At 44.5% G+C, this 23,085-nt stretch carries 22 protein-coding genes; 18 read left to right on the top strand and 4 right to left on the bottom strand.

From position 1 onward, the window contains the following. Positions 1-4: 4 nt before the first annotated feature. Positions 5-2,824, bottom strand: a complete 2,820-nt coding sequence (locus tag ABIO93_RS01075; RefSeq protein ID WP_348063589.1) for a PKD domain-containing protein — start codon at positions 2,822-2,824, stop codon at positions 5-7. Between the two features lie 277 nt (positions 2,825-3,101). On the opposite strand from ABIO93_RS01075, the gene ABIO93_RS01070 reads away from it, so the two are divergent. The 3 genes from ABIO93_RS01070 to ABIO93_RS01060 all read left to right on the top strand — a co-directional run bounded on the left by ABIO93_RS01070 (position 3,102) and on the right by ABIO93_RS01060 (position 6,145). Continuing rightward, positions 3,102-4,133 (top strand): type IX secretion system membrane protein PorP/SprF, encoded by a 1,032-nt coding sequence (locus ABIO93_RS01070; protein WP_348063588.1) that lies wholly within the window; start codon positions 3,102-3,104, stop codon positions 4,131-4,133. Between the two features lie 106 nt (positions 4,134-4,239). After that, positions 4,240-5,031 (top strand): NIPSNAP family protein, encoded by a 792-nt coding sequence (locus tag ABIO93_RS01065; protein WP_348063587.1) that lies wholly within the window; start codon positions 4,240-4,242, stop codon positions 5,029-5,031. Positions 5,032-5,134: 103 nt separating this feature from the next. Continuing rightward, positions 5,135-6,145 carry a zinc-binding dehydrogenase gene (locus tag ABIO93_RS01060; protein ID WP_348063586.1) on the top strand — a complete coding sequence of 337 codons (1,011 nt, stop codon included), beginning with the start codon at positions 5,135-5,137 and terminating at the stop codon, positions 6,143-6,145. Here ABIO93_RS01060 and murQ read toward each other — a convergent pair. Beyond that, positions 6,142-6,951 carry an N-acetylmuramic acid 6-phosphate etherase gene (gene murQ / locus ABIO93_RS01055; protein ID WP_348063585.1) on the bottom strand — a complete coding sequence of 270 codons (810 nt, stop codon included), beginning with the start codon at positions 6,949-6,951 and terminating at the stop codon, positions 6,142-6,144. The two genes, ABIO93_RS01060 and murQ, sit on opposite strands and share 4 nt — an antisense overlap. 322 nt (positions 6,952-7,273) lie before the next feature. Here murQ and ilvD point away from each other — a divergent pair, with 322 nt between their 5' ends. From ilvD to ilvC, 4 genes are all read left to right on the top strand, one after another. Beyond that, complete coding sequence (gene ilvD / locus ABIO93_RS01050) at positions 7,274-8,959, top strand: dihydroxy-acid dehydratase (RefSeq protein ID WP_348063584.1); 1,686 nt, start codon at positions 7,274-7,276, stop codon at positions 8,957-8,959. A gap of 697 nt (positions 8,960-9,656) precedes the next feature. Continuing rightward, positions 9,657-11,417, top strand: a complete 1,761-nt coding sequence (gene ilvB, locus ABIO93_RS01045; protein ID WP_348063583.1) for a biosynthetic-type acetolactate synthase large subunit — start codon at positions 9,657-9,659, stop codon at positions 11,415-11,417. Positions 11,418-11,435: 18 nt separating this feature from the next. Continuing rightward, the gene (ilvN, locus tag ABIO93_RS01040) at positions 11,436-11,969 is read left to right on the top strand and encodes an acetolactate synthase small subunit (protein WP_244822638.1); all 534 of its coding nucleotides are present in this window, start codon (positions 11,436-11,438) and stop codon (positions 11,967-11,969) included. Between the two features lie 65 nt (positions 11,970-12,034). After that, on the top strand, positions 12,035-13,081 hold the full coding sequence (ilvC, locus tag ABIO93_RS01035; RefSeq protein ID WP_244822637.1) for a ketol-acid reductoisomerase: 1,047 nt from the start codon (positions 12,035-12,037) through the stop codon (positions 13,079-13,081). A gap of 63 nt (positions 13,082-13,144) precedes the next feature. Here ilvC and ABIO93_RS01030 read toward each other — a convergent pair whose 3' ends face one another. Beyond that, a complete protein-coding gene (locus ABIO93_RS01030; protein ID WP_348063582.1) occupies positions 13,145-13,657 on the bottom strand; it encodes a lipocalin-like domain-containing protein in 513 nt (170 codons plus the stop codon). 17 nt (positions 13,658-13,674) lie between these two features. Continuing rightward, positions 13,675-14,235 carry a short chain dehydrogenase gene (locus tag ABIO93_RS01025; RefSeq protein WP_348063581.1) on the bottom strand — a complete coding sequence of 187 codons (561 nt, stop codon included), beginning with the start codon at positions 14,233-14,235 and terminating at the stop codon, positions 13,675-13,677. 83 nt (positions 14,236-14,318) lie between these two features. On the opposite strand from ABIO93_RS01025, the gene ABIO93_RS01020 reads away from it, so the two are divergent. The 11 genes from ABIO93_RS01020 to ABIO93_RS00970 all read left to right on the top strand — a co-directional run bounded on the left by ABIO93_RS01020 (position 14,319) and on the right by ABIO93_RS00970 (position 23,080). Continuing rightward, positions 14,319-15,176 (top strand): AraC family transcriptional regulator, encoded by an 858-nt coding sequence (locus ABIO93_RS01020; protein ID WP_348063580.1) that lies wholly within the window; start codon positions 14,319-14,321, stop codon positions 15,174-15,176. Beyond that, the gene (gene ilvA, locus ABIO93_RS01015; protein WP_348063579.1) at positions 15,173-16,432 is read left to right on the top strand and encodes a threonine ammonia-lyase; all 1,260 of its coding nucleotides are present in this window, start codon (positions 15,173-15,175) and stop codon (positions 16,430-16,432) included. The genes ABIO93_RS01020 and ilvA overlap by 4 nt, the downstream gene beginning before the upstream one ends. Beyond that, the gene (locus ABIO93_RS01010) at positions 16,398-16,793 is read left to right on the top strand and encodes a nucleotidyltransferase family protein (RefSeq protein WP_348063578.1); all 396 of its coding nucleotides are present in this window, start codon (positions 16,398-16,400) and stop codon (positions 16,791-16,793) included. The genes ilvA and ABIO93_RS01010 overlap by 35 nt, the downstream gene beginning before the upstream one ends. Beyond that, on the top strand, positions 16,774-17,127 hold the full coding sequence (locus ABIO93_RS01005) for a HepT-like ribonuclease domain-containing protein (RefSeq protein WP_348063577.1): 354 nt from the start codon (positions 16,774-16,776) through the stop codon (positions 17,125-17,127). The genes ABIO93_RS01010 and ABIO93_RS01005 overlap by 20 nt, the downstream gene beginning before the upstream one ends. A 5-nt stretch (positions 17,128-17,132) precedes the next feature. Next, positions 17,133-17,981, top strand: a complete 849-nt coding sequence (locus tag ABIO93_RS01000) for an AraC family transcriptional regulator (RefSeq protein WP_348063576.1) — start codon at positions 17,133-17,135, stop codon at positions 17,979-17,981. 86 nt (positions 17,982-18,067) lie between these two features. After that, complete coding sequence (locus tag ABIO93_RS00995; RefSeq protein ID WP_348063575.1) at positions 18,068-18,274, top strand: DUF2683 family protein; 207 nt, start codon at positions 18,068-18,070, stop codon at positions 18,272-18,274. Next, a complete protein-coding gene (locus ABIO93_RS00990) occupies positions 18,265-18,522 on the top strand; it encodes a Txe/YoeB family addiction module toxin (protein ID WP_348063574.1) in 258 nt (85 codons plus the stop codon). Before ABIO93_RS00995 ends, ABIO93_RS00990 begins: the two co-directional genes overlap by 10 nt. 1 nt (position 18,523) lies before the next feature. Further along, complete coding sequence (locus ABIO93_RS00985; protein ID WP_348063573.1) at positions 18,524-18,784, top strand: hypothetical protein; 261 nt, start codon at positions 18,524-18,526, stop codon at positions 18,782-18,784. Positions 18,785-19,410: 626 nt separating this feature from the next. Continuing rightward, complete coding sequence (gene leuC / locus ABIO93_RS00980) at positions 19,411-20,814, top strand: 3-isopropylmalate dehydratase large subunit (protein ID WP_348063572.1); 1,404 nt, start codon at positions 19,411-19,413, stop codon at positions 20,812-20,814. 18 nt (positions 20,815-20,832) lie between these two features. Then, positions 20,833-21,429: a 3-isopropylmalate dehydratase small subunit gene (gene leuD, locus ABIO93_RS00975; protein ID WP_348063571.1), complete on the top strand. Its 597-nt coding sequence runs from the start codon at positions 20,833-20,835 to the stop codon at positions 21,427-21,429. A gap of 79 nt (positions 21,430-21,508) precedes the next feature. Then, positions 21,509-23,080: an alpha-isopropylmalate synthase regulatory domain-containing protein gene (locus ABIO93_RS00970; RefSeq protein ID WP_348063570.1), complete on the top strand. Its 1,572-nt coding sequence runs from the start codon at positions 21,509-21,511 to the stop codon at positions 23,078-23,080. The last annotated feature ends 5 nt before the right edge of the window (positions 23,081-23,085 follow it).

Raw genomic sequence — 23,085 nt, 5'->3', positions numbered from 1 at the left:
AGGATTATCTGATCACCATCACGGAGCCGCGCTTCACAATCGGGGCACGTTCGGGATAGTAGAGACTCTCGAAGGAAAGGACATATGGATAAGCGCCTGGCTGTACTTTTAATCCTTTATAGGTGCCATCCCAGCGTGCTTCGAGGTTAGTTGTAGCGTAAATAACCTCTCCCCAGCGATTGTAAATGCGGATTGAGAAATTGGTATAATAGGCCCCAAAAATTTCCAAAATCTCATTATGACCTTCCCCGTCGGGTGTAAATGCATCGGGAATGAAGAACCGCGGTTCACATTTGTCTATGACTTCGGTTACCTGCTCCGTCACGCAGCCTTCCTTGTTGGTTGCCCGGACTATATACTGGCCTTCTTTATCTACGGTAATGGTACGGGTAGTATCACCGGACGCCGGCCACAGATAGGAAAGCGGCCCCTGCCCATTCGCGTCCAATATCACTGACTGGCCATCTGGAAGGCATATTACATTTTCAGGCGCAAGATTGAGTATCGGTGAAGGCAGCTCTCCAACCTGAATAGTATCCGCATTGAAGCAGTCGTTTCTGTCTTTTACAGTGATAATGTAGGTGCCAGGCTGTCCAATGGTCACTTCTCTTGTTTTTTCGCCCGTACTCCAGTTGTACTCGATCCACCTGTCGCTTTGCACTCTTAGTACGATAGAACTATCGCGGCAGAGGGTAGTATCAGGCCCTATGGTGAATGCAGGTGGTCTTCGTAATGTGATCTCGATCGTATCGGCAGAAAAACATTCTCCCTGAGGACCGTTGAAAGCCACGGCTATGTAACGGCCGGTAGCCACAGCGCGGTAGGTTTTCTGACGACCTACTACTCTTCCGCGGTGAATCCAGGCGTACACTTCTGCCTCTACCTTCATATCCAGCGGAACGTATGCACCGCAGGTATCTTTGTCGGCACCCAGGCTGATTTGGGGAGGTGTTTCGTAAATGGTTACCTCCTGAATAACGGTCGTGTCCTTGCATTTGTTGGTCGCACGCATGCGTACCATATAGGTGCCTGGTTTCGTATACGTGTAGGTAGCTTTTGTTTCTTTGGAAGGCGCGGTAAAGCTGCCGTCACCGAGAAAATCCCACTGGTAACTATCTTCAATGGGGTCGCAAATGGGGCTGGCCGTAAAATTGGTAGGTTCGTTGGTACAAAATCCATCCGCCTCAAACCCTGGACCAGACGATTCCTGAGTGAAATCCTGAACCATGTTAGGAAGCCCCAGCTGGCTCTTTTTGCCGCCCAGATTCACGCCATCTCGCTCATAATCAACACCAGTAAGGGAATTTCCCTCTGGTTCTCCAATGACGGCCAGGTAATCACTACCTTCAATAGCCATGTAAATCTTGCCATCGGGCGCAAATTGTAATGCCCCGAACTTTCTGGTGGCCGAACTGTCGATGATAATGGCGGTTTCCGTCAGTAGACTATCGGGTAATGTCAGGTCGTATTGTTTCAGATAGGAATTGGTGCCATTTTCACCGGTGAAGGAAATGTACATTTTCTCCCCGCTGGGCGAAAATTCAATCCCATAGGCAACAGGAGGCGCTGGGCCAAGATCAACAGTTTTGTCATGAGTCAGTGTGCCCGTTGAATCATTGAAAAAGAAAAGATCGACGTAGTTTCGAGGAGGTCCGGGTACGATTACGGCCAGCCTTCGCTGTCCGGTAGTGGTGTCCGGCGAAGAAAATTTCATATAGCCTTCCGCTTTTCCGAGGCTATCATGCGCCAATCCGATTTCGGGAGCACTGGATTCGACTAATCCGCCGGTGGTAGCATGGAAAATGCGGAATTTATTGGTTCCGTAATCGTGTGAAATAACCCAGTATGTGCTGTCACGATCATTACGTGCGGACACTATACGCTCGGTGGTAGGCTGCTGCAATGTTGTGTTTTGTTCAACAATCGCCCCCAATCCATTGTTTCTCCGCATGTCAACGACACTGACGGTTAACAGTTTTTCACCATTGATATCCGAAGTTGTAAATACATTGAACAGGTATTCGCAGCCTTTACAGGTTGGTTGGGGCACAATGAGGACGGATTGCGTGGAATTCGGGCTTCCTTTCAACGGGGCGCAATTCCCCGGCGCGAAACAGGGCATGACGTCCCCATTCTTGTTCCATACCGTTATACCGTCGGAGTAAAAAAGCAGCTGTCCCTTCGAATTGGCAATGGATGACGTCCCTTCCGGGGTATTCAGCTTGCCGTCTGTGATGGGAGTGGGCGGACTGTTTGAAAAATCAAGTCCTGCATTGCCACCGAAAAACCATTTGGCACCCTCCTGATTGGAAGGCTCCATACAGATCTTGACATTGATCCGGTCCTGAATTTTACAGCCATTGGGCAATATTACCTCTACCGAGTAGCAACCTGAACTATCTACATTCAATGTCTGGGTCGTATCTCCTTTCGGATACCACACATACCTTGCCCCTTCAGGAGCGCCTTGTGGATATGGATCGAGAATGAGTGTATCGCCCGGGCAAATGGTTGTATCGGTCTTCCATTCCTGAAATGCGGGAGGTAATTCGCCGATTTGAACAACCTGAGAAACGGTCTGCTGCGCGCCTCCTCGGATCGTCCGTACCAATGTAACATTGTATGCACCTGGCGCCATGTACGAATGCTGCGCAATTCGCCGCGTATCTGTTGCTCCACCTTCGCCGAAACTCCATTGCCACGCAATTGCAGTGCTCAGCGTATCTCTGAATGTAGTAGAGTCAGCTTCGCAATCTGGATTTTGCATACATTGTCCATCTACCACGAAGCCTTGTGCCTTTACATACGCTGTTGACAACAGCATAAGAAAGAAAAATGTATAAAATATTTGTTGGTACTTATTATAAAATCGCCCCATGTTTCGTTACTTGTTCAAACACCCCCGGCCACCACAATTAATATCAGATCACCCGACAATACTAACGAAAATAAAATGTTAAAATTTTGTGAGGTAATGTCGGTAAAAGCAGTCTATTTTGAATATTAATACGCAATTTGAAGATATTTTGTGAAATTAATCCTGTTATTTTTTTCAGCCTGAAATCGCGCTGCTATTTAAAGAGCAGCAACAAGTTAAATATATGATCAAGCGTCTACTTCTCCTTTTTATATTGACACTGTCCTGCCTTAAAGGTTGGAGCCAGGATCCTCAGTTTTCCCAGTTCTATGCGAATCCCCTGTACCTTAATCCTGCACTGGCAGGAGGAGCATTGGCACCGCGGGCAACCATCAATTATCGCAACCAGTGGCCATCACTGTCGGCTAATTTTGTGACAACTTCTATTGGGGCTGATTTATTTTTGTCCAATTTCAATAGCGGTCTGGGCGTGCTGGTAACCATGGATAGCCAGGGCCTGGGGAATCTGAAATCAACAGATTTTGCATTGCAATACTCTTATCAGATTCAGATGAACGAGGTTACGTCGCTGAGGTTAGGTATTCAGGGTGGTTTCGCTTCACGGACACTGGATTATTTCGGACTTACATTCGGCGACCAGTATAATAATGGCGGGCTTACGGGAGTGCCTTCGGAGGATCCTTTTGCAAAAGGAGGGCCCAACGTGTTTTATGCAGATTTCGGCGCGGGAGCGATGCTTTATTCCGACTGGTACTGGGCCGGAGTTTCGGCTCACCATTTGAACCGCCCCAACCAGGCATTCTCTTCATTGTCGGAAGCGCGGCTTCCGGTAAAAGCCAGTTTGCAGGCAGGTTTGCGCATTCCATTTGCCGGATACACTTTTCTTGGAGATGAAATTGATAAAGAAAAAACGATTTCTCCTGCGATTATGTACAGAAAACAGGGAAAATACGATCAGTTTGACGCAGGATTGTACGCAACCATTGAACCACTTGTTTTAGGGGCCTGGTACCGCGGTATTCCTTTCAAGAAATATGCGCAGAACATTAATAACCACGAATCCCTGGTCTTTCTCGCAGGTTTTCGCCAGGATAAATTCTCCATTGGTTACAGCTATGACCTCACTATCTCCACATTAGGAGTGGGTAGCGGCGGCGCGCATGAGATTTCTCTTTCCTACATTTTTGCACCTTTGGAACCCAAGCCAAAGCGTAGCAAGAGCAGCAAAAAACAGCTTTCTTGTCCTAAGTTCTAGGACTTCGCCGGCAGCAGCATTAAATATTGAATGGGTATTAGGGTAAACAAGATCAACGATCGTCTTTTTTTAACTAACAATCCAAATTTAATATTTGCCAATCACCATGACCAAACATTCCAAACTCAATGTACTCGTTGCATTGATGCTATCTATGATTACTTTGAGTGCTGTCGCTGCTCCTCCAAAAAGGGAGTTTTATGAAATTAAGATATACCACCTGAAAAATGCGGAACAGGAAACCAGAGTCGAAAATTTTCTGAAAGATGCCTATATCCCTGCCGCTCACCGCGCAGGGATCAAGAATGTGGGTGTTTTCAAGCCTGTTGCTACCGACACTGCGGCAGCCGGAAAACTGATCTATGTTTTCACGCCAATCAAATCACTCGATCAGTTGTTGACGTTGCCGAAGACGCTGGATAAGGATGCTGCATTCAAGTCTGCCGGGACGGATTATATCGATGCCAACTACAAAACTCCGCCTTACGCAAGGTTTGAATCGATCGTTTTGCAGGCTTTCACCGAAATGCCGGTACATGAAAAACCAAAACTGGACGGTCCTAAAAATCAGCGCGTTTATGAATTGCGTAGCTATGAAGGACATACGGAAAAGATTTACCAGAATAAGGTGAAAATGTTCAATGTAGGCGGAGAGGTACCATTATTTGTACGCCTTGGATTCAATGCCGTGTTTTATGGGGAAGTGATCGTGGGTAGCCACATGCCTAACCTGATGTACATGACCACATTCGCGGATAAAGCTTCCCGCGACGCACATTGGAAATCTTTTAGTGATGATGCAGAATGGAATAAATTGAAGGTGAATCCTGAGTATCAGAACAATGTTTCAAAAAATACCAGCTTCTTCCTTTTCCCAACCGAGTATTCTGATATTTAAGTATCACAGAAGGAATTAGTGAATTTCAAATGGTGGAAAGTTCGGTTGAAGTTCGAAGGGACAATGCCGGTTCCACCATTTTTTATTTTAAAACCAACATCCTATGAAAGCCGCTGTACTAAAAAATCTCCATGAACCATTGGTAATAGAAGAGTCCGAAAAGCCAAAAGTGGCGGCCGGAGAAGTATTAGTACAACTTAAAGCGGCTTCGCTGAATCACCGTGACGTTTGGATTCAAAAAGGCCTTTATCCAAAGATCACGACGCCTATTATTCCGGGGTCGGATGGTGCAGGGATAGTAACGGAAGTCGGTGAGGGTGTTGACGTGCAGTGGATTGGCAAAGAGGTGATTATTAATCCATCTCAAAATTGGGGCGATAACCCGGATTTTTACGGCGACGATCATAAAATTCTCGGACTTCCCGACAATGGTACATTTGCGGAATTTGTAAAAACAGAAGCAAGGTACCTGGCCGAAAAACCTAAGCATTTGTCATTCGAGCAGGCTGCAACACTACCACTAGGCGCATTGACGGGGTGGAGATCCTTAATGACGCGATGCAGGTTCACGGCGAAAGATAAAGTGCTGGTAACCGGCGCGGGTGGAGGAGTTGCATTGTTTGTGATCCAGTTTGCGATTGCAGCAGGCGCGGAGGTGTGGGTAACGTCCGGTTCGGATCAGAAAATACAAAAGGCGATTGAAATGGGTGCCAAAGGCGGGATCAATTACAAGATCCCGACGTGGTACCGCGACCTGCTCGTGAAGGCGCGTGGCCCGAAAATTGGTTATTTCAATGTCATTATAGATAGTGCCGGTGGTTCAGGTTTTGCCAGATTAATGGACATTGCGGCTCCCGGGGCAAGAATCTGCTTCTATGGCGGCGGTACCGGCAACATTACAGACATTGTGCCGGCCAAAGTGTTTTTCAAGCAACTGAATATCTATGGCAGTACCATGGGAACCGAGTCGGAGTTCAATGCTATGGTTCAATTCGTTGACGAAAAAAAGATTGTCCCCATAATCGACAAAGTGTACCCGCTCGATCAGGCCGAGGATGCATTGCGTTACATGGATTCGGGACAGCAGTTTGGTAAAATTGTCTTAAAAATCTAGCCCTGCTTTCTGGCTGCTTCAATGGCTCCGCGAACGCTGCCGTGCTCTTCCAGGAGCGACTCAGCTTCGTCAGGAGAGATATTAAGCTCGTCGATGATCATTCGCAATGCACGGTCAACCAGTTTTTCATTGGTAAGCTGCATATCTACCATTTTATTGCCTTTCACTTTACCCAGCCGGATCATGACTGCGGTGGAGATCATGTTCAATACCAGTTTTTGAGCAGTACCGGACTTCATTCTCGTGCTACCAGTCAGGAATTCAGGGCCTACCACTACTTCTACCGGAAATGCAGCTGCTTTGGCTACTGGTGAGCCGTCGTTGCAAACTACACAGCCTGTTAACAACCCAGCATTTTGGGCTTCATTTAACCCACCGATCACATAAGGTGTTCTGCCTGATGCAGCGATGCCGATCAATGTATCATTTTCGGTCGGTTGGTAGGGCTTCAAATCGATCCATGCCTGGTTCCAGTCGTCTTCCGCATTTTCAACTGCTTTTCTGATGGCAGTATCTCCTCCTGCAATAATACCTACTACTAGATCAAAAGGTACGCCGAATGTTGGCGGGCATTCTGATGCGTCTACTACTCCTAATCTTCCGCTGGTACCGGCGCCGATATAGAAAAGACGGCCTCCCTTTTTCATACGCGGGACAATCTGTTCAACGAGGGCTTCTATTTGCGGAATGGATCTTTGAACAGCACTCGGAATGGTCTGATCTTCATTGTTGATAGAAGTCAAAATGTCCTGAACACTCATTTTTTCAAGATCATGATAGTTGGAAGACGATTCGGTGGTAAGCATTTGAATGGTGATTTTTGAAATTCAAAAGTAATTGTTTTCCGTATATGGTACTCAACCAATGTTAAATTTGGCATTAATCGTAGAATATTGTCAAAAAAAGCTGTTAATGTTTGGAAAATAAAAAGATAGCCTGCTAATTTGTAACATCAATACGAAATGAGCGAAATTTCGCTAAATGTAATTGTTACGCTAAATGTATTCACATCTCATTGCCCCGACCCTGATTCTTGTCACGCCTTCTGCGTGAGTGGGATGATAGCATATACCTGGCACCTCACTCACCGCACTGAATGAGGTGTTTTTATTTACAACATATTCACCAATGGCAACAGAACTGAACAGATTTTCAAAAACCCTTACCCAGGAAGTTACTAATCCGGCCGCACAAGCTATGCTTTACGGTATCGGATTAAAGGAAGAAGACATGGCAAAGCCGCAGATCGGTATTGCCAGCACAGGTTATGAGGGAAATCCTTGTAACATGCATTTAAATGGTCTTTCTGTATATGTGAAACAGGGAGTTACTGCTAATGACATGATTGGTTTGATATTTAACACTATCGGCGTTTCTGATGGTATGACCAACGGAAACGATGGAATGCGTTATTCGTTGCCAAGCCGCGATATCATCGCTGATTCCATTGAAACGGTTGTTTCTGCTCAGTGGTATGACGGTGTAATCGCAGTAGTAGGTTGTGATAAAAATATGCCTGGCGCTGTGATGGCAATGGCTCGTCTGGACCGTCCGGCTATCATGGTTTATGGTGGCACGATCCGTTCGGGACATTATAAAGGACAAAAACTGGATATCGTGTCTGCATTTGAAGCGCTTGGTAAAAAGTTTGCTAACAACATTTCAGACGAAGATTTCAAAGGAGTTATACAAAATTCAATTCCTGGTCAGGGAGCTTGCGGCGGTATGTACACTGCCAACACCATGGCGGCTTCTATCGAGGCAATGGGATTGAGCCTGCCTTTCAGCAGCTCTTACCCTGCTACGCACGAAGGCAAGCAGGAGGAATGCAAGAAGATCGGCGCGGCAATGAAAAAATTGCTGGAACTGAACATTACCCCAAAAGACATCATTACTAAAAAGTCTCTTGAAAATGCTTTGACGGTAGTTATGGCATTAGGAGGCTCTACCAACGCGGCATTGCATTTCCTGGCGATCGCACGTTCGGCGGGCCTTTCACTGACATTGGATGACATTCAGGAAGTTTCTGACCGTGTCCCTTTCATTGCGGATCTGAAACCAAGCGGAAAGTATTATATGGAAGATCTGCTGGGTATCGGCGGTGTTCCGGCTGTGATGAAGTACCTGTATTCCAAAGGCTTGATTCATGGTGAATGTGTGACGGTAACCGGCCGCACTTTGGCAGAAGACCTTGCTGAAGCACCGGATCTCAATTTTGAAAACCAAAAGATGGTTCTGCCTCTGGAAACACCGATCAAATCGAGCGGGCACATCCAGATTATGTATGGTAACCTGACGCCAAACGGTGCTGTGGCGAAAATCACGGGTAAGGAAGGGATGACTTTTGATGGAGAGGCGAAGGTTTGTGAGCACGAGTCGGAAATTATTACCATGCTTTCCAAGGGAGAGATCAAGGCGGGACATGTGGTGGTAATCCGCAATTCAGGACCAAAAGGCGGGCCGGGAATGTCGGAAATGCTGAAACCTACTTCTGCGGTAATGGGTGCGGGATTGGGAGACAAAATCGCATTGATCACGGATGGTCGTTTTTCAGGAGGAACTCATGGTTTCGTAGTGGGGCACATTACACCGGAATCATTTGACGGCGGACCAATCGCTTTGGTGAAAGACGGCGACCGCATTACAATCGATGCGAATACACGCCAGCTGACATTGCATATTTCTGACGAAGAAATGGCAGCACGTAAGGCCCAATGGGTTCAGCCAGAGCCACTTTTCACAAAAGGAATGTTAGGAAGATATATCCGCACCGTGAAGTCAGCCAGCGAAGGTTGTGTGACTGACGAGGCGTAACTAGTTAAACTATGAAAAGTGAGTTTAAACTTGACAGGACTGCTTTCCACGCAGGTACGCATCAGGAAACCGAAAGGTACTATTCTCGAAATCAGCCTAAAACAGCGAAAGAGAGATTGTTGGCGGCTAATTATTTGAATAGTGTGGCTTTTCAGTTTGATGTAAATAATCCGCTAAAAATGGATAGGACGGCTTTTGCGATGAGGAAACATGCTTTGTAATGGCAAATATTTTTAACGACGATTTTCAGGATTTTTTAAAATCGTTAAACGAATGTGAAGTTGAATATATACTAGTTGGGGGCTATTCGGTTATCCTTCACGGCTAATCCAGGACCACTGGCGACATGGACATCTGGGTTAGAAAAACGAAGGAAAACTATTCAAAAATCGCAAGGGCCTTTAAAAGATTTGGCATGCCGATTTTTGATATGACGGAAGCTAATTTTTTGTCAAGCCCTAACTTCGATGTCTAATTTGGAAGAGTGCCGGTGTCCATTGACATTATCACGAAACTAAAAGGTTTGGAATTTGAATATGCCGACCAAAATGCATCCGATCAAGTTGTCGAGGGTTTAAAAATCAGATTGATACATTATAATGATTTGATAACCGCAAAAAAGGCTGCGGGAAGACCAAGAGACATAAATGACATTGAAAATCTTGAAAATTCATCCGACTAAATAAAATAAGGAGTCATGGAATTTAATGAAAATCAAACACAAATAATGCAGGCTGTTGAGCCGACGGTTGCAGTAGCAAAGCCGGAACTGATCAATGGTTCTCATGCGCTGATCCAGTCACTGATCGCAGAAGGTGTTGAAACTATTTTTGGTTATCCGGGCGGCGCGATCATGCCGGTTTACGATGCCATTTATGATTATCAGGATCAGGTCAATCACATTCTGGTGCGTCATGAGCAAGGTGCTGCACACGCTGCGGAGGGTTTTGCGCGCATCACCGGCGAGCCAGGAGTATGTCTGGTAACATCAGGACCGGGCGCGACCAACCTGGTGACAGGCATCGCAGACGCTATTATCGACTCTACACCAATGGTTTGTATCGTTGGGCAGGTAGCTTCGCATTTGCTGGGAACGGATGCATTCCAGGAAACTGATGTGATGGGCATTACCATTCCTATTACTAAATGGAATTACCAGATCACGAATGCTGACGAAGTTCCTGAAATTATTGCCAAGGCATTTTATATAGCCAAATCAGGCCGTCCGGGACCGGTACTGATCGATATTACCAAGGATGCGCAACAGAAGTTGATGACTAAGCCATTTGTTCACAAGAAATGTGAAAAACTGATTAGCTATCACCCACGTCTGGCCCCAAAGGAAGATCAGGTAGCTGCTGCTGCCAAATTGATCAACCAGGCGAAACGCCCGTTCCTGTTTTTCGGTCACGGAGTTCAGATTGCTCAGGCTGAGGCGGAACTGATCAAATTCATTGAAAAAACAGATATTCCTGCTGCTTCTACATTGTTGGGACTTTCGTCCGTTTCCGTCGATCACCCAAATTATGTGGGCTGGCTGGGAATGCACGGGAACTATGGTACCAATGTGCTGACCAACCAATGTGATGTCATTATTGCAGTTGGAATGCGTTTTGATGATCGTGTGACGGGAGATTTGAGCCGCTATGCGAAGCAAGCGAGGGTTGTACACATTGAAATTGACCCGGCTGAAATTGATAAAATCGTAAAAGCAGAGGCACCGGTGGTGGGAGATGCGAAAATAGCTTTGGAAATGTTGCTTCCATTGGTGAAGGAAAACAATCACGAAGCGTGGAGAGCGGAGTTCAAAAAGTTTGATGTGATTGAGGATGAGAAGATCACGCAACCTGAACTGGCACCTACTACCGAGAAAATCAAAATGGCGGAGGTGATCCGTACGCTTTCGAATAAAACAAAAGGTGAAGCCATCATAGTTGCCGATGTAGGTCAGCACCAGATGATGACGGCACGGTACTATCAGTTCAAAAAGGCGAATTCTTTCATCACTTCCGGCGGGTTAGGTACCATGGGTTATGCTTTACCGGCTTCATTCGGGGCCAAAGTAGGAGCGCCAGACCGTGAAGTAGTGGCTATCATCGGTGACGGTTGTTTTCAGATGACCATTCAGGAGCTAGGAACCATTGCACAAAGCGGGTTGCCAGTTAAGATCATTATCCTGAATAACAACTTCCTCGGAATGGTGCGTCAGTGGCAGCAGCTGTTCCATCAGAAACGCTATTCGTTTGTAGAGCTTCAAAATCCTGATTTTATCACGATTGCCAAGGGCTTTGGTATCGACGGACACACTTGCTCGGCACGTGAAAACCTGAACGATTCATTGGACACAATGCTCGCTTCCGACAAGCCGTATTTGCTGGAAGTATTGGTGGAAAAAGAAGAAAACGTTTTCCCGATGGTTCCAACCGGAGCTTGTGTGGCGGATATCAGACTTGAATAATCAGACACTCATAAAATTATGACATCATACACCATCTGTGTCTTTACTGAAAATACCATTGGTATTCTGAATAAGATCACAACGATTTTTACCCGCAGACGGATCAACATTGACAGCTTAACAGTTTCTGAGACAGAACGTAAGGGTATATCACGCTTTACGATCGTCATTCATCATGAATCCCGTGAGGCTGTGGAGAAACTGGTGCGCCAGATCCGTAAAGTGATCGAGGTACTGGCTGTTTTTGGATATCTCAATGACGATATCGTGTACAACGAAATTGCAATGTTCAAAATTTCGACGCCGATAGGCGCCAAACCGCTCGACATTGAAACGATTAACAAAGTGTACAAGGCGTGGGTCGTTTACTGGCACCTTACTTATGTGATCATTCAGAAGACAGGTACGGAAGAAGAGATTTTTGAATTCTTTGACTACATCAAACCGCATGAAATCCTGGAATTTGTGAGATCAGGAAGGGTAGCGGTAAGCAAATCGCCTCAAACGCTGGTAGATTATCTTCCGGAAGCGGAATGGGAGTATTATCAATAGTCAATCAACTTTTAAGTAGTATTGTTTTTTAATTCGTAGTAAATCAATAATCCAATCAATAATCAATGGCAAAATTAAATTTCGGCGGGGTCGAAGAAGAAGTAGTAACCCGTGAAGAATTTCCTCTTGAAAAGGCACGTGAAGTACTTTCTAATGAAACCATAGCTGTAATTGGTTACGGCGTACAAGGCCCAGGCCAAAGCTTGAACATGCGCGACAACGGTTTTAATGTAATCGTTGGTCAACGTAAAGGTGGTAAGTCATGGGACAAAGCCGTTGCTGACGGTTGGGTACCAGGCGAAACACTTTTCGAACTGGAAGAAGCATTGGCAAAAGGAACGATCATTTGCTACCTGCTTTCGGATGCTGCTCAGATTGAATTGTGGCCGACTGTAAAAGCGAACCTTACTCCCGGAAAATCATTGTATTTCTCACATGGTTTCGGTGTAACTTATAAAGATCAGACTGGTATCATTCCTCCTGCGGATGTGGATGTGTACCTGGTTGCTCCAAAAGGTTCAGGAACATCACTTCGCCGCTTGTTCGTTGAAGGAAAAGGCTTGAACTCTTCTTTCGCGGTGTTCCAGGATGCAACTGGCAAAGCACGTGAGAAGTGTATTGCTATGGGTATCGGTGTTGGTTCAGGATATTTGTTCGAAACCGATTTCTACCGTGAAGTAACGTCTGACCTTACTGGCGAGCGCGGAACTTTGATGGGTGCTATCCAGGGAATTTTTGCTGCTCAGTATGAGGTGCTTCGTTCAAACGGACACACTCCATCAGAAGCATTCAACGAAACAGTTGAAGAATTGACCCAATCATTGATGCCATTAGTAGCTGAAAATGGAATGGACTGGATGTATGCTAACTGCTCAACGACTGCTCAGCGTGGTGCGCTTGACTGGTGGAAACCTTTCCGTGATGCTACAAAGCCTGTCTTCGAACAACTTTACAACTCTGTAAAAAGCGGCGAGCAAGCTACAATCTCTATTACACGTAATTCACAACCTGACTACCGTGTGAAACTCGAAGTTGAATTGGCTGAATTGCGTGACTCAGAAATGTGGCAGGCAGGTTCTACGGTTCGTGGCCTTCGTCCAGAACGTAGCTAATCAGTATAATTGCTATTTCAAGATCCCGGAGGTTTGTGCTTCCGGGATTTTTCGTTTGGTAGGCTAAGGTTTTTTCTTTTCCCAAATCACAACTGCCGTGACTGCTCCTCCATTGGTCGTGTTCGTGACGACATAAGAAAGTCGGTTGTCTGAAAGCGTATACGTTCTTTCCTGAATTGTACCTTCCCAATTTGGATAAAAGGCGTGATCAACGTGAAAAGTAATCAACTGCTTTGATTCGTTGAGGGAGTAAGTTCCAAAATGGGAGTTGTTCCCCTGTACAAGCGCAGCGTTTTCCTCGGGCGTCGCTTTGTTTTTATCATTGGCAGCGACTTTCGGACGAACAGCTTTTAAAATCTGAATAGCGTAATCGTGATCATCCAGTACCAGCATACCGACGGGACTTTGCCCATAAGGAAATGTCTTGGTACCATCAGGATTGGTATTTTCTACGGCTACCAACGACCAAATGCCTTCTAATGGGTTGGTTGTGTGTGATTTGCCGGATGGGGTTTGTCCATTGCTTTGGTAAATAGTTGTGATTAACAAGAAAAGAAACGCAAGTGTTTTCATCATTGATATCATTGAGATGTTTAGTAGCCAAGTTTAATAATTTCCCCGGAAGCGGGACCTTCAATGCTGTGGAGATAGGCATTCAGCACTTCCTGCGGAGGAATGGTTGAAACTAGTCCCGGACTCACGGCGTTGATCCTGATGCCTCTATCCAGATCCATTGCTGCGGCTACGACGAAACTGTTGAGTGCACCATTGGCCAGGGCTTTCACCGTATTTTGAGGAGCAGGTTGTTCTCCCAATTTGCCCGAAGTGAGCGTAAATGAGCCGCCGTTATTCAGGTAATGCTGTCCGACAATAGCCAGGCCTGCTTGGCCGAGTACCTTATTTTGAACGCCTGAGATCAGATATTCTCCGGTGACGTTTTGAATAGGTCCCGAAAATGTAGTTCCGGCTACGCAAACTACTGCATCCAGCTCTTTCACTTCTTTAAAGAGATTTTCGATGGAGGCAAAAGAGGAAATGTCAACCCTGATATCGCCGCTATGCCGTCCGGCTGTGATGACTTCATGCTTTTTTTGCAATGCGGGTAGTAAAATGCGGCCAATCATGCCGCTGGCTCCTATGACTAAGATTTTCATGCGTAAAGATTTTTGATCAAGGCAAAATTATACAAATACTGAATCGTTACTTTTGTACAAAAAATCACTAATTCTGTACTTTCATGTCACAGGCCAAAAATGTTTTACACCAGCCTTTTGAATTTGAATTCAGACAGTTGTCCATTTTTCCAAAGCGTACTTATCAGCACAATTATTTCCTGTTGATCTACATTGTGGAGGGTACGGGGATACAATATCTCAACAATCACCGGTTCAATTACAGGAAGGGGAATTTGTTTTTGATCACGCCTCAGGATACCTATTCGTTCGACATTAGTAATGCTTCCCAATTCTTTTTTCTGAGTTTCAACAGTTCATACATTAAAGAGAGGCGGGAAACGGATTGGGGCCAGCAAATGGATTTTATTTTGCACAATGCGAGCCACAGGCCGGGGTGCATATTGAAGAACCGGATCGACAAACCGTTGATCGCGTCGCTGGTAGAAAGTATTATGCAGGAGGATAATAACCGGCAACTATACCATTCCAAAATAACAGAACAGATCGTGAATACGATTATCCTGGTTGTGGCGCGAAACATTGCATTGAAGCTGCCGAAAAATATCAAAGAAACAACAGGAGAGCCGGTACTCGACATTCTGCATTACATTCAGGAGAATATTTTTAATCCTGAAAATTTAAAAATTGATGTAATTGGAGCGCATTTGGGCATTTCGCACGCCTATCTTGGGAAATATTTCAAGAAACAGACAGGCGAAACTTTGAAGCAATATATTATCAATTATAAACTAAGAATGGTCGAAACCAGACTTTTGCATAGTGATATGCGAATCAATGAAATTGTGTATGAACTTAATTTCACGGATGAGAGCCATTTGAACCGACTATTCAGAAAATACAAAGGCATTAACCCGTCCGAATTCAGAAAGATACAGCTCCAAAACATTACTAAATCATGACGGCATTACCGCAAACCGCTCCTACACTCGACAATATTTTCCTGGCTGCCGAGCGTCTGAGGGGCATTATAAATCATACCCCTATTTTTTACAATGCACATTTATCCGAGCAGTATCAGGCTAATATCTATTTGAAAAGAGAGGATTTACAAACTGTTCGCTCCTATAAAATCCGCGGTGCGTACAACAAAATGGCTAGCCTGAGCGCAGAGGATCTCGCGGTGGGAGTGGTGTGCGCAAGTGCGGGTAACCATGCGCAGGGAGTCGCCTATGCATGCAGGAAAATGGAAGTAAAAGGTGCGATTTTTATGCCAACGACCACGCCAGCACAGAAAGTAAAGCAAGTAAGGCTTTTTGGGCAGGAATGGATAGAAATTCATTTGGTGGGCGATACTTATGACGATGCCTACCACGCTTCCATGGAATATCGTGATAGTACCCATGCTATTTTTGTACATCCTTTTGATGATTTGCAGGTAATTGAAGGTCAGGGAACGGTTGGGTTGGAAATTTTCAAGGACGCTGACTTTAAGATTGATTACCTCTTAATGGCGATCGGGGGCGGTGGATTAGCGTCGGGGATTTCTACGGTTTTCAAGCAACTTTCACCCAAAACAAATTTGATCGGAGTAGAGCCGGAAGGGTCGCCGACCATGCAAAAATCGATCGCGGAAGGGCATGTTGTTACGCTGGATCACATTGATAAGTTTGTGGATGGAGCAGCAGTGCGGCGTGCCGGAGACATTACATTTGAAATTTGCAGTAAGAGCCTGGACAAAATTCTGCTTGTTCCGGAAGGGAAAGTTTGTTCGTCTATTTTGCAATTGTACAACGAAGAAGCGATCGTAGCAGAACCAGCTGGCGCGCTTACCGTGGCAGCATTGGATTTGATCAAAGAGGAAATAAAAGGAAAGAATGTGGTCGCGCTGATCAGCGGAGGTAATAATGACATTACCCGAACTGAGGAGATCAAGGAGCGGTCGTTGCTTTATGAAGGATTGAAGCATTATTTCATCATTCGTTTTCCGCAAAGGTCCGGGGCTTTCCGGGAGTTTTTGAATGTACTCGGCCCGAATGATGACATCGCAAGGTTTGAGTATGTTAAAAAGACCAACCGCGAACAAGGGCCTGCATTAGTAGGGATCGAATTAAAGAACCGCGAAGATTTTGCCCCGCTCATTGAACGTATGAATGATAACCGGATAGTCTATGAATACCTGAATGATCAGCCGGATTTGTTTCAATTTATGGTTTGATTTCGATAATTCTTATCTTGTAAAAACAATTTTTTATCCTTTTTCCATTGCCATGGTTAGGAACAAGCAACAAGTACTTGATTTGATTCAGACTCAAAAGGCTGCGATTCAACAATTGGGAGCGGAGAGGCTTGGGCTGTTTGGCTCCTTTGCACGCGGTGAACAGAGAGAAACAAGTGATATTGATCTTGTTGTGGAATTTAAATCCGGTATGAAAACATATCGTAATTTGTTGAATCTGGCAGATTTGTTAGAAGAATTATTACAAAAAAAGGTCGACTTGTTGACTTGGGAAGGGATGGCTTCTTTTGTCCAGCGCGAAGCAAAAAAGGATATCGAATATGTCACCTTCACAGATTGATTTTTTAAAGCATATCCAGCAAGAACTTCATTTTCTCGTGAATCACTCAAAAGACGTTACTTTTGAGAAATTTCTGGATGATGATTTAATCAACCGCGCGTATATAAGGAGTCTGGAAATAATTGGCGAGGCTGATAAGAAAGTTCCAGACGAAATTCGCTACAAATATAATGAGGTAGATTGGCGCGGAATGACGGGTTTACGAGACGTTCTGATCCATCAGTATTTTCAGGTTGACTATCAAGTTGTTTGGGATGTTATTCAAAACATTGTTCCCCTTGCCAATAATTGGATCGATCAGATTGTTGAACAGGAAGAAACTAACTTGTTGTAATTCATTTGTTACGCGTCCCTTCCGATATCAGTTCCCAGGAATTTGAGTCTTTAAAGATTCAGGATATGACTTTTGTTGCTTACCGCAACGAAGTGTATCCGTCGAAATATGATGTATTTTTCGAGGAACATGCAGTGATTGTTGTTTTGGAGGGGGAAAAGAAATTTACCAGCCCGACACAAGAAGTACATGTTGAAAAAGGGGACATTCTCTTCATTCAGAGGGGGTTTTATTTAATGTCAGAGTCCATTAATGAGTCTTACAAAAGTCTTGTCTTCTTTTTTGACGAGAAGCTGTTAAAAGAATTCGTGGGTCTACATCCCGAACTTTTTGATCCGCAGGAAGGCACCACCATTCTTGAAAATCCGATCCTGATACTGAAATCGGATGATAACTTTGAGAAATTCATACAGTCTGTATTTCCCTACTTCCGGTCCAGGACAGAATTAAAAAACCATTTTCTCCGGTTGAAATTTCAGGAACTGCTTCTGCATTTGCTGGAACTGGACAATTCGCGGCAGCTTAGGGCGATTTTATATAGTCTGTATAAAGGCGAAAAAGTAGATTTATCATTTTTAATGAACAGCTACTATCTCAAACCATTGACAATGAATGAGCTGGCCCGGCTTTCTGGACGTAGCCTTTCCGCATTCAAAAGAGATTTCCAGGATGAATTCAACACTTCTCCCGCATCATGGCTGAAAAACAAGCGGCTGGACTACGCTGACTTTCTATTGCGGAACAGTACTAAAAATGTCTCAGAAATCAGTACAGAGATCGGTTACGAAAGCGTTTCCCATTTTATTAAGACGTATAAAGAGAAGTTCGGCCTGACGCCTAAGAGGCAAGGGTGAGGAAACATTCAGGTTGATTGCAACGCGTTGATGTAAAGAAATAAGAAGAAAATCTTAACTTTATACATTCAAAAAATCGGAAATTCATGGAAACGCTGATATTTCGTTCTGACAGTCAGGAAAAGTTAGATGCCCTAAAAGCTGTTGCTAAGGCATTGAAAATGTCTTTTGAAACACAAGAAAAACCCTATGACCCTGAGTTCGTTGCAATGATTGCAAAGGGGAAACAAGATTTAAAAGATGGAAAGGGGATTCCAATGACTCTCGAGGAACTGGAAGGTCTATGCAAATAATTTACACGCCTAAGGCCAAAGAACATCTGGATTTTTGGGTTAAATCAGGTAATAAATCTATTCTCAAAAAGATACTTCTATTAATCCAATCTGTACAACAAACACCTTTCGACGGCATTGGTAAGCCAGAGATGCTTAAACATGAACTTTCTGGCCTATGGTCAAGAAGGATGGATCAGGAGCATCGTTTAGTTTATGAGGTGAAAGAAGGAAAGATTTTTATTCATTCTTTGAAAGGGCATTATTGAGATGAGAAAAGAAAAATTGGCCGTAATCACCTTAATTTACTTTTCCGGGATTTTAATTATTCACTTCGTTCTAAAAGCGGTCAAAATTCCTATAGAGGATGCTGCGTCGTTTGGAGACATCATCGCTGGTGTCCTCGCCCCATACATTGGAGCAATAACTATCTATTTTGTTTACAGAGCTTACCAAAAACAACAGGCATCTCACGACCTGCAAGAAAAAAGCATTAATTTTCAGGCTCTTAATCAACTTATCTTAGAATAAGATTCTCAAAAGCTACAAATTCTTGGTATTATCAAAAAACTGTGGTTAGATGTCTATGGATATAACCATGTCACCGATTTGCCTAATCCGGGGGTTGGGGCCAGAATTTCAATAGGATACTTAGAAAGAGAATCCGAGATAAGAAACCTTATTGCTTTTTGCAATCAATTTCAATTTATTCAGAAGGGAAAGCAAAGCTTTAATATTGGTGAAGGTTTTCAACAAATTATAAGCTTCAAACTGGATAACCTTAAACAATCCCTTGTCTTGTTACAAGAATTGAAATCCTTCGTTAATATAGACTTTTCCCATGAGATTAGCGGAGAAGATCAGAGACTAAAGGCTGAAAATTGTAATCATTTGACCTCAGAAGAGTATGGTCTGTTAGACAATGAATTGAAAAATTCTTTGAAAAGAATTTAACTAGCACCAACCCCGCAAATACCAATTTTCGCCCAACCGTTGCCTCCAAACCAAAATCACTATTTTTTGAGCCTTTTCCGTTATACTTATTCGCTTGAATTTGTGGTAATTTGTATTCTCAATGCTCCTTTAAAGAAGCAGTTAGTAATCTGAATGATTCTTTAAGGCCAGTATTGAAGAGGCGAAATTTTAATATATAAAAAATGAGTAATCAAGCTAGTACCCTTTTCGACAAAGTGTGGGACGCACACGTTGTCCGTAAGATCGCTGATGGTCCCGATGTGTTCTTTATTGACCGGCATTTTATACACGAAGTAACCAGCCCGGTCGCTTTTCTCGGACTCGAGAGCAGAAACATTGGTGTCATGTATCCTGAGCGCACATTCGCCACAGCGGATCATAACACTCCTACTATTAATCAACACCTTCCCGTTGCCGATCCTCTTTCTGCGAATCAGCTGAAAGCGCTGGAAACCAACTCATTGAAATACGGAATTTCGCATTGGGGCCTGGGTCATGCCAGAAACGGAATTGTGCACGTAGTAGGACCTGAAAACGGTATTACGCTTCCTGGAATGACCATCGTTTGTGGTGATTCACATACTTCTACACACGGTGCTTTTGGTGCGATCGCATTTGGAATTGGTACTTCTGAGGTTGAAATGGTGCTTTCTTCGCAATGCATTATGCAGCCTAAGCCTAAGAAAATGCGTGTAAATGTGACGGGCAAATTGGGCAAAGCCGTTACGCCAAAGGATGTTACCTTATATATTATTTCAAAACTGACCACGGCTGGTGCCACAGGGTATTTTGTAGAATACGCCGGGGACGTTTTTGAAAAAATGAGTATGGAAGGCCGTATGACGGTTTGTAATATGAGTATCGAAATGGGTGCGCGTGGTGGTATGATTGCGCCGGACGAAACTACATTTGCATATATCAACGGCCGTGAGCAGGCTCCAAAAGGAGAGAAATGGGATCAGGCGCTGGCTTATTGGAAAACGCTTAAAACCGACGAAGGAGCTACGTTTGATAAAGAGTACCATTTTGATGCTGCCGACATTGAACCGATGATCACCTACGGTACCAACCCGGGAATGGGCCAGGGAATCTCAAAATCGATCCCTACTTCGGATCAGGTTGAGGGCGGTAAATCAACTTATGATAAATCGCTGAACTACATGGGTTTTCATGAGAATGAATCCATGTTAGGCAAGAAAATCGATTACGTTTTTATTGGTAGCTGCACAAACGGGCGCATTGAAGACTTCCGTGCATTCGCGTCGATCGTAAAAGGTCGCAAAAAAGCGGATAACGTGACGGCCTGGGTTGTTCCGGGTTCACATATTGTTGAAGCACAGATTAAAGAAGAAGGCATTCTGGATATCTTGATTGAGGCTGGATTTGAGCTTCGCCAACCGGGCTGCTCAGCATGTCTTGCCATGAATGATGATAAGATTCCGGCGGGAAAATATGCTGTAAGTACCTCAAACCGCAATTTCGAGGGTCGTCAGGGCCCTGGTGCCCGTACGCTTCTGGCTAGTCCGCTGGTAGCAGCTGCTGCAGCGGTGACAGGAGTGGTGACGGACCCGAGAGAACTTCTTTAATCTTAATTCGACAATAAAATGGCTTACGATAAATTCACAGTTTTGAAAAGTACGGCAGTTCCTTTGCCGATTGAAAACGTTGATACAGACCAGATTATCCCGGCGCGTTTTCTTAAAGCGACTAAGCGGGAAGGTTTTGGAGATAACCTTTTTCGCGACTGGCGTTATAATGGAGATGATACTCCGAAGCAGGATTTCGTACTGAACAATCCGATTTATTCAGGGAAAATCCTGGTTGGCGGTCGCAACTTTGGAAGCGGTTCAAGCCGTGAACACGCTGCATGGGCGATATACGATTATGGTTTCCGTTGCGTAGTTTCCAGCTTCTTTGCGGATATTTTCAAAGGTAACTCATTGAATATCGGCATTTTGCCAGTTCAGGTAAGTCCTGAGTTCCTGGACAAAATTTTCCTTGCTATCGAGGCAGATCCTAATGCAGAGTTTGAGGTAAATCTTGAAACGCAGACCATTAGTATCCTCGGCTCAGGCGAATCGGAGTCATTCGATATCAATGGTTACAAAAAGCATAACATGATCAATGGATTCGATGATATCGACTATCTGCAGGCCATGAAGGGTGAGATTAAAGAGTTTGAAGTCGAGAGAATTTACTAATTAGGTAATCGGCAATCGGCTGTCGGCTATCAGTGGATGATAGCCGACAGCCGATTGCTGAAAGCCGACAGCCGCGCATATGACTAGTCGCTACATTGAAATCATGGATACGACGCTTCGGGATGGTGAACAAACCAGCGGAGTGTCGTTTTCTGCGTCAGAAAAATTGACAATTGCCCAGATCCTTCTTCAGGAAGTAAAAGTTGATCGCATTGAAATCGCTTCAGCCAGAGTGTCGGAGGGGGAATTTCAGGCGGTTAAAAAAATTACGGATTGGGCGAAATTGCATGGATTTTTAGACAAAATTGAAGTTCTCACGTTTGTCGATGGAGACTCGTCTATCAACTGGATGCTGGAATCTGGAGCGAAAGTGATGAATCTTTTGACAAAAGGTTCTTTAAATCACTTGACACACCAATTAAAGAAATCCCCCAAAGAGCATTTTGAGGATATTCGGACTGTTATCGAACTGGCCGAGTCTCACGGGATCGATTGTAATGTTTACCTGGAAGACTGGAGCAATGGAATGCGGAATTCTCCGGAATACGTTTTCGCGTCCCTGGATTTTCTGGTTACTCAGCCAGTGAAGAGAATTCTTCTTCCTGATACATTGGGTATACTGACGCCCTCGGAATCGTACACATTTGTGAAAGCCATAGTTGACAGGTATCCGAATCATCACTTCGAATTTCATGCACACAATGATTACGATCTGAGTGTAGCGAATGTGATGGAAGCCTTACGCGCAGGTGCTCACGGGCTACACCTTACCGTAAACGGGATGGGAGAAAGGACCGGAAATGCACCTCTGGCGAGTACAATCGCTGTTTTGAATGATCTCATGCCGGAGTTTAAAACCTCTGTCAATGAAAGGTCTCTTTATTCGGTTAGTAAGTTGGTAGAGACATTTTCAGGGATCCGAATTCCTTCCAACAAGCCTATCGTTGGCGAGAGTGTCTTTACACAAACGGCTGGGATTCATGCAGATGGCGATAAGAAGAATAATCTCTATTTCAGCAAGTTAATGCCCGAAAGGTTTGGGAGGCAACGTCTGTATGCTTTGGGGAAAACATCAGGAAAAGCCAATATTGAGAACAATCTGCGGGATCTGGGAATAACGCTCACTGATTCAGACCTCAAAAAGGTTACGCAGCGGATCATTGAGCTGGGCGACAGAAAAGAGGCGGTGACGCCGGAAGACCTTCCTTACATCATTTCGGATGTTTTGGCGAGCAATGCCATTGAGGAAAAGGTAGTGATCGTGAACTATGTACTGACTCATTCCAAGAACCTGAAACCGTCGGCGACTTTGCAGATCAAGTTTGGGGACGAGGTGATTGAAGAAAGTGCGCAGGGCGATGGTCAATACGATGCCTTTATGAATGCGCTCAAAAAGATATATTGTCTGAAAGGGATCAGCGTACCAATGCTTACGGATTATGCTGTCCGGATTCCGCCTGGTGGAAAAACGGATGCTCTTTGCGAAACTATTATTACCTGGGAGATCAATGGCAAGGACGTGAAAACCCGTGGCCTGGACTCCGATCAGACAGTTTCCGCTATAATGGCGACTCAAAAAATGCTCAACCTGATTGGCATTCCAGACAGTGTTGAGCTCAGACCTGAACTTCCATTGGTTAATGCTTTGTAGTAGTA

It is taken from the genome of Dyadobacter sp. (genome assembly GCF_039919315.1).
Lineage (GTDB): Bacteria > Bacteroidota > Bacteroidia > Cytophagales > Spirosomataceae > Dyadobacter.
This window is presented reverse-complemented; position numbering and strand designations above follow the sequence as displayed.

Coding starts and splice junctions, on each gene's coding strand:
- leuC (WP_348063572.1), top strand. CDS start 19,411: ATGAGTAATCAAGCTAGTACCCTTTTCGACAAAGTGTGGGACGCACAC.
- murQ (WP_348063585.1), bottom strand. CDS start 6,951: ATGCTTACCACCGAATCGTCTTCCAACTATCATGATCTTGAAAAAATG.
- ABIO93_RS00985 (WP_348063573.1), top strand. CDS start 18,524: ATGAGAAAAGAAAAATTGGCCGTAATCACCTTAATTTACTTTTCCGGG.
- ABIO93_RS01025 (WP_348063581.1), bottom strand. CDS start 14,235: ATGAAAATCTTAGTCATAGGAGCCAGCGGCATGATTGGCCGCATTTTA.
- ilvB (WP_348063583.1), top strand. CDS start 9,657: ATGGAATTTAATGAAAATCAAACACAAATAATGCAGGCTGTTGAGCCG.
- ABIO93_RS01075 (WP_348063589.1), bottom strand. CDS start 2,824: ATGCTGTTGTCAACAGCGTATGTAAAGGCACAAGGCTTCGTGGTAGAT.
- ABIO93_RS00995 (WP_348063575.1), top strand. CDS start 18,068: ATGGAAACGCTGATATTTCGTTCTGACAGTCAGGAAAAGTTAGATGCC.
- ilvA (WP_348063579.1), top strand. CDS start 15,173: ATGACGGCATTACCGCAAACCGCTCCTACACTCGACAATATTTTCCTG.
- ABIO93_RS01065 (WP_348063587.1), top strand. CDS start 4,240: ATGACCAAACATTCCAAACTCAATGTACTCGTTGCATTGATGCTATCT.
- ABIO93_RS01030 (WP_348063582.1), bottom strand. CDS start 13,657: ATGATGAAAACACTTGCGTTTCTTTTCTTGTTAATCACAACTATTTAC.
- ilvC (WP_244822637.1), top strand. CDS start 12,035: ATGGCAAAATTAAATTTCGGCGGGGTCGAAGAAGAAGTAGTAACCCGT.
- ABIO93_RS01020 (WP_348063580.1), top strand. CDS start 14,319: ATGTCACAGGCCAAAAATGTTTTACACCAGCCTTTTGAATTTGAATTC.
- leuD (WP_348063571.1), top strand. CDS start 20,833: ATGGCTTACGATAAATTCACAGTTTTGAAAAGTACGGCAGTTCCTTTG.
- ABIO93_RS01060 (WP_348063586.1), top strand. CDS start 5,135: ATGAAAGCCGCTGTACTAAAAAATCTCCATGAACCATTGGTAATAGAA.
- ilvN (WP_244822638.1), top strand. CDS start 11,436: ATGACATCATACACCATCTGTGTCTTTACTGAAAATACCATTGGTATT.
- ABIO93_RS00990 (WP_348063574.1), top strand. CDS start 18,265: ATGCAAATAATTTACACGCCTAAGGCCAAAGAACATCTGGATTTTTGG.
- ABIO93_RS01010 (WP_348063578.1), top strand. CDS start 16,398: ATGATCAGCCGGATTTGTTTCAATTTATGGTTTGATTTCGATAATTCT.
- ABIO93_RS00970 (WP_348063570.1), top strand. CDS start 21,509: ATGACTAGTCGCTACATTGAAATCATGGATACGACGCTTCGGGATGGT.
- ABIO93_RS01070 (WP_348063588.1), top strand. CDS start 3,102: ATGATCAAGCGTCTACTTCTCCTTTTTATATTGACACTGTCCTGCCTT.
- ilvD (WP_348063584.1), top strand. CDS start 7,274: ATGGCAACAGAACTGAACAGATTTTCAAAAACCCTTACCCAGGAAGTT.
- ABIO93_RS01005 (WP_348063577.1), top strand. CDS start 16,774: ATGTCACCTTCACAGATTGATTTTTTAAAGCATATCCAGCAAGAACTT.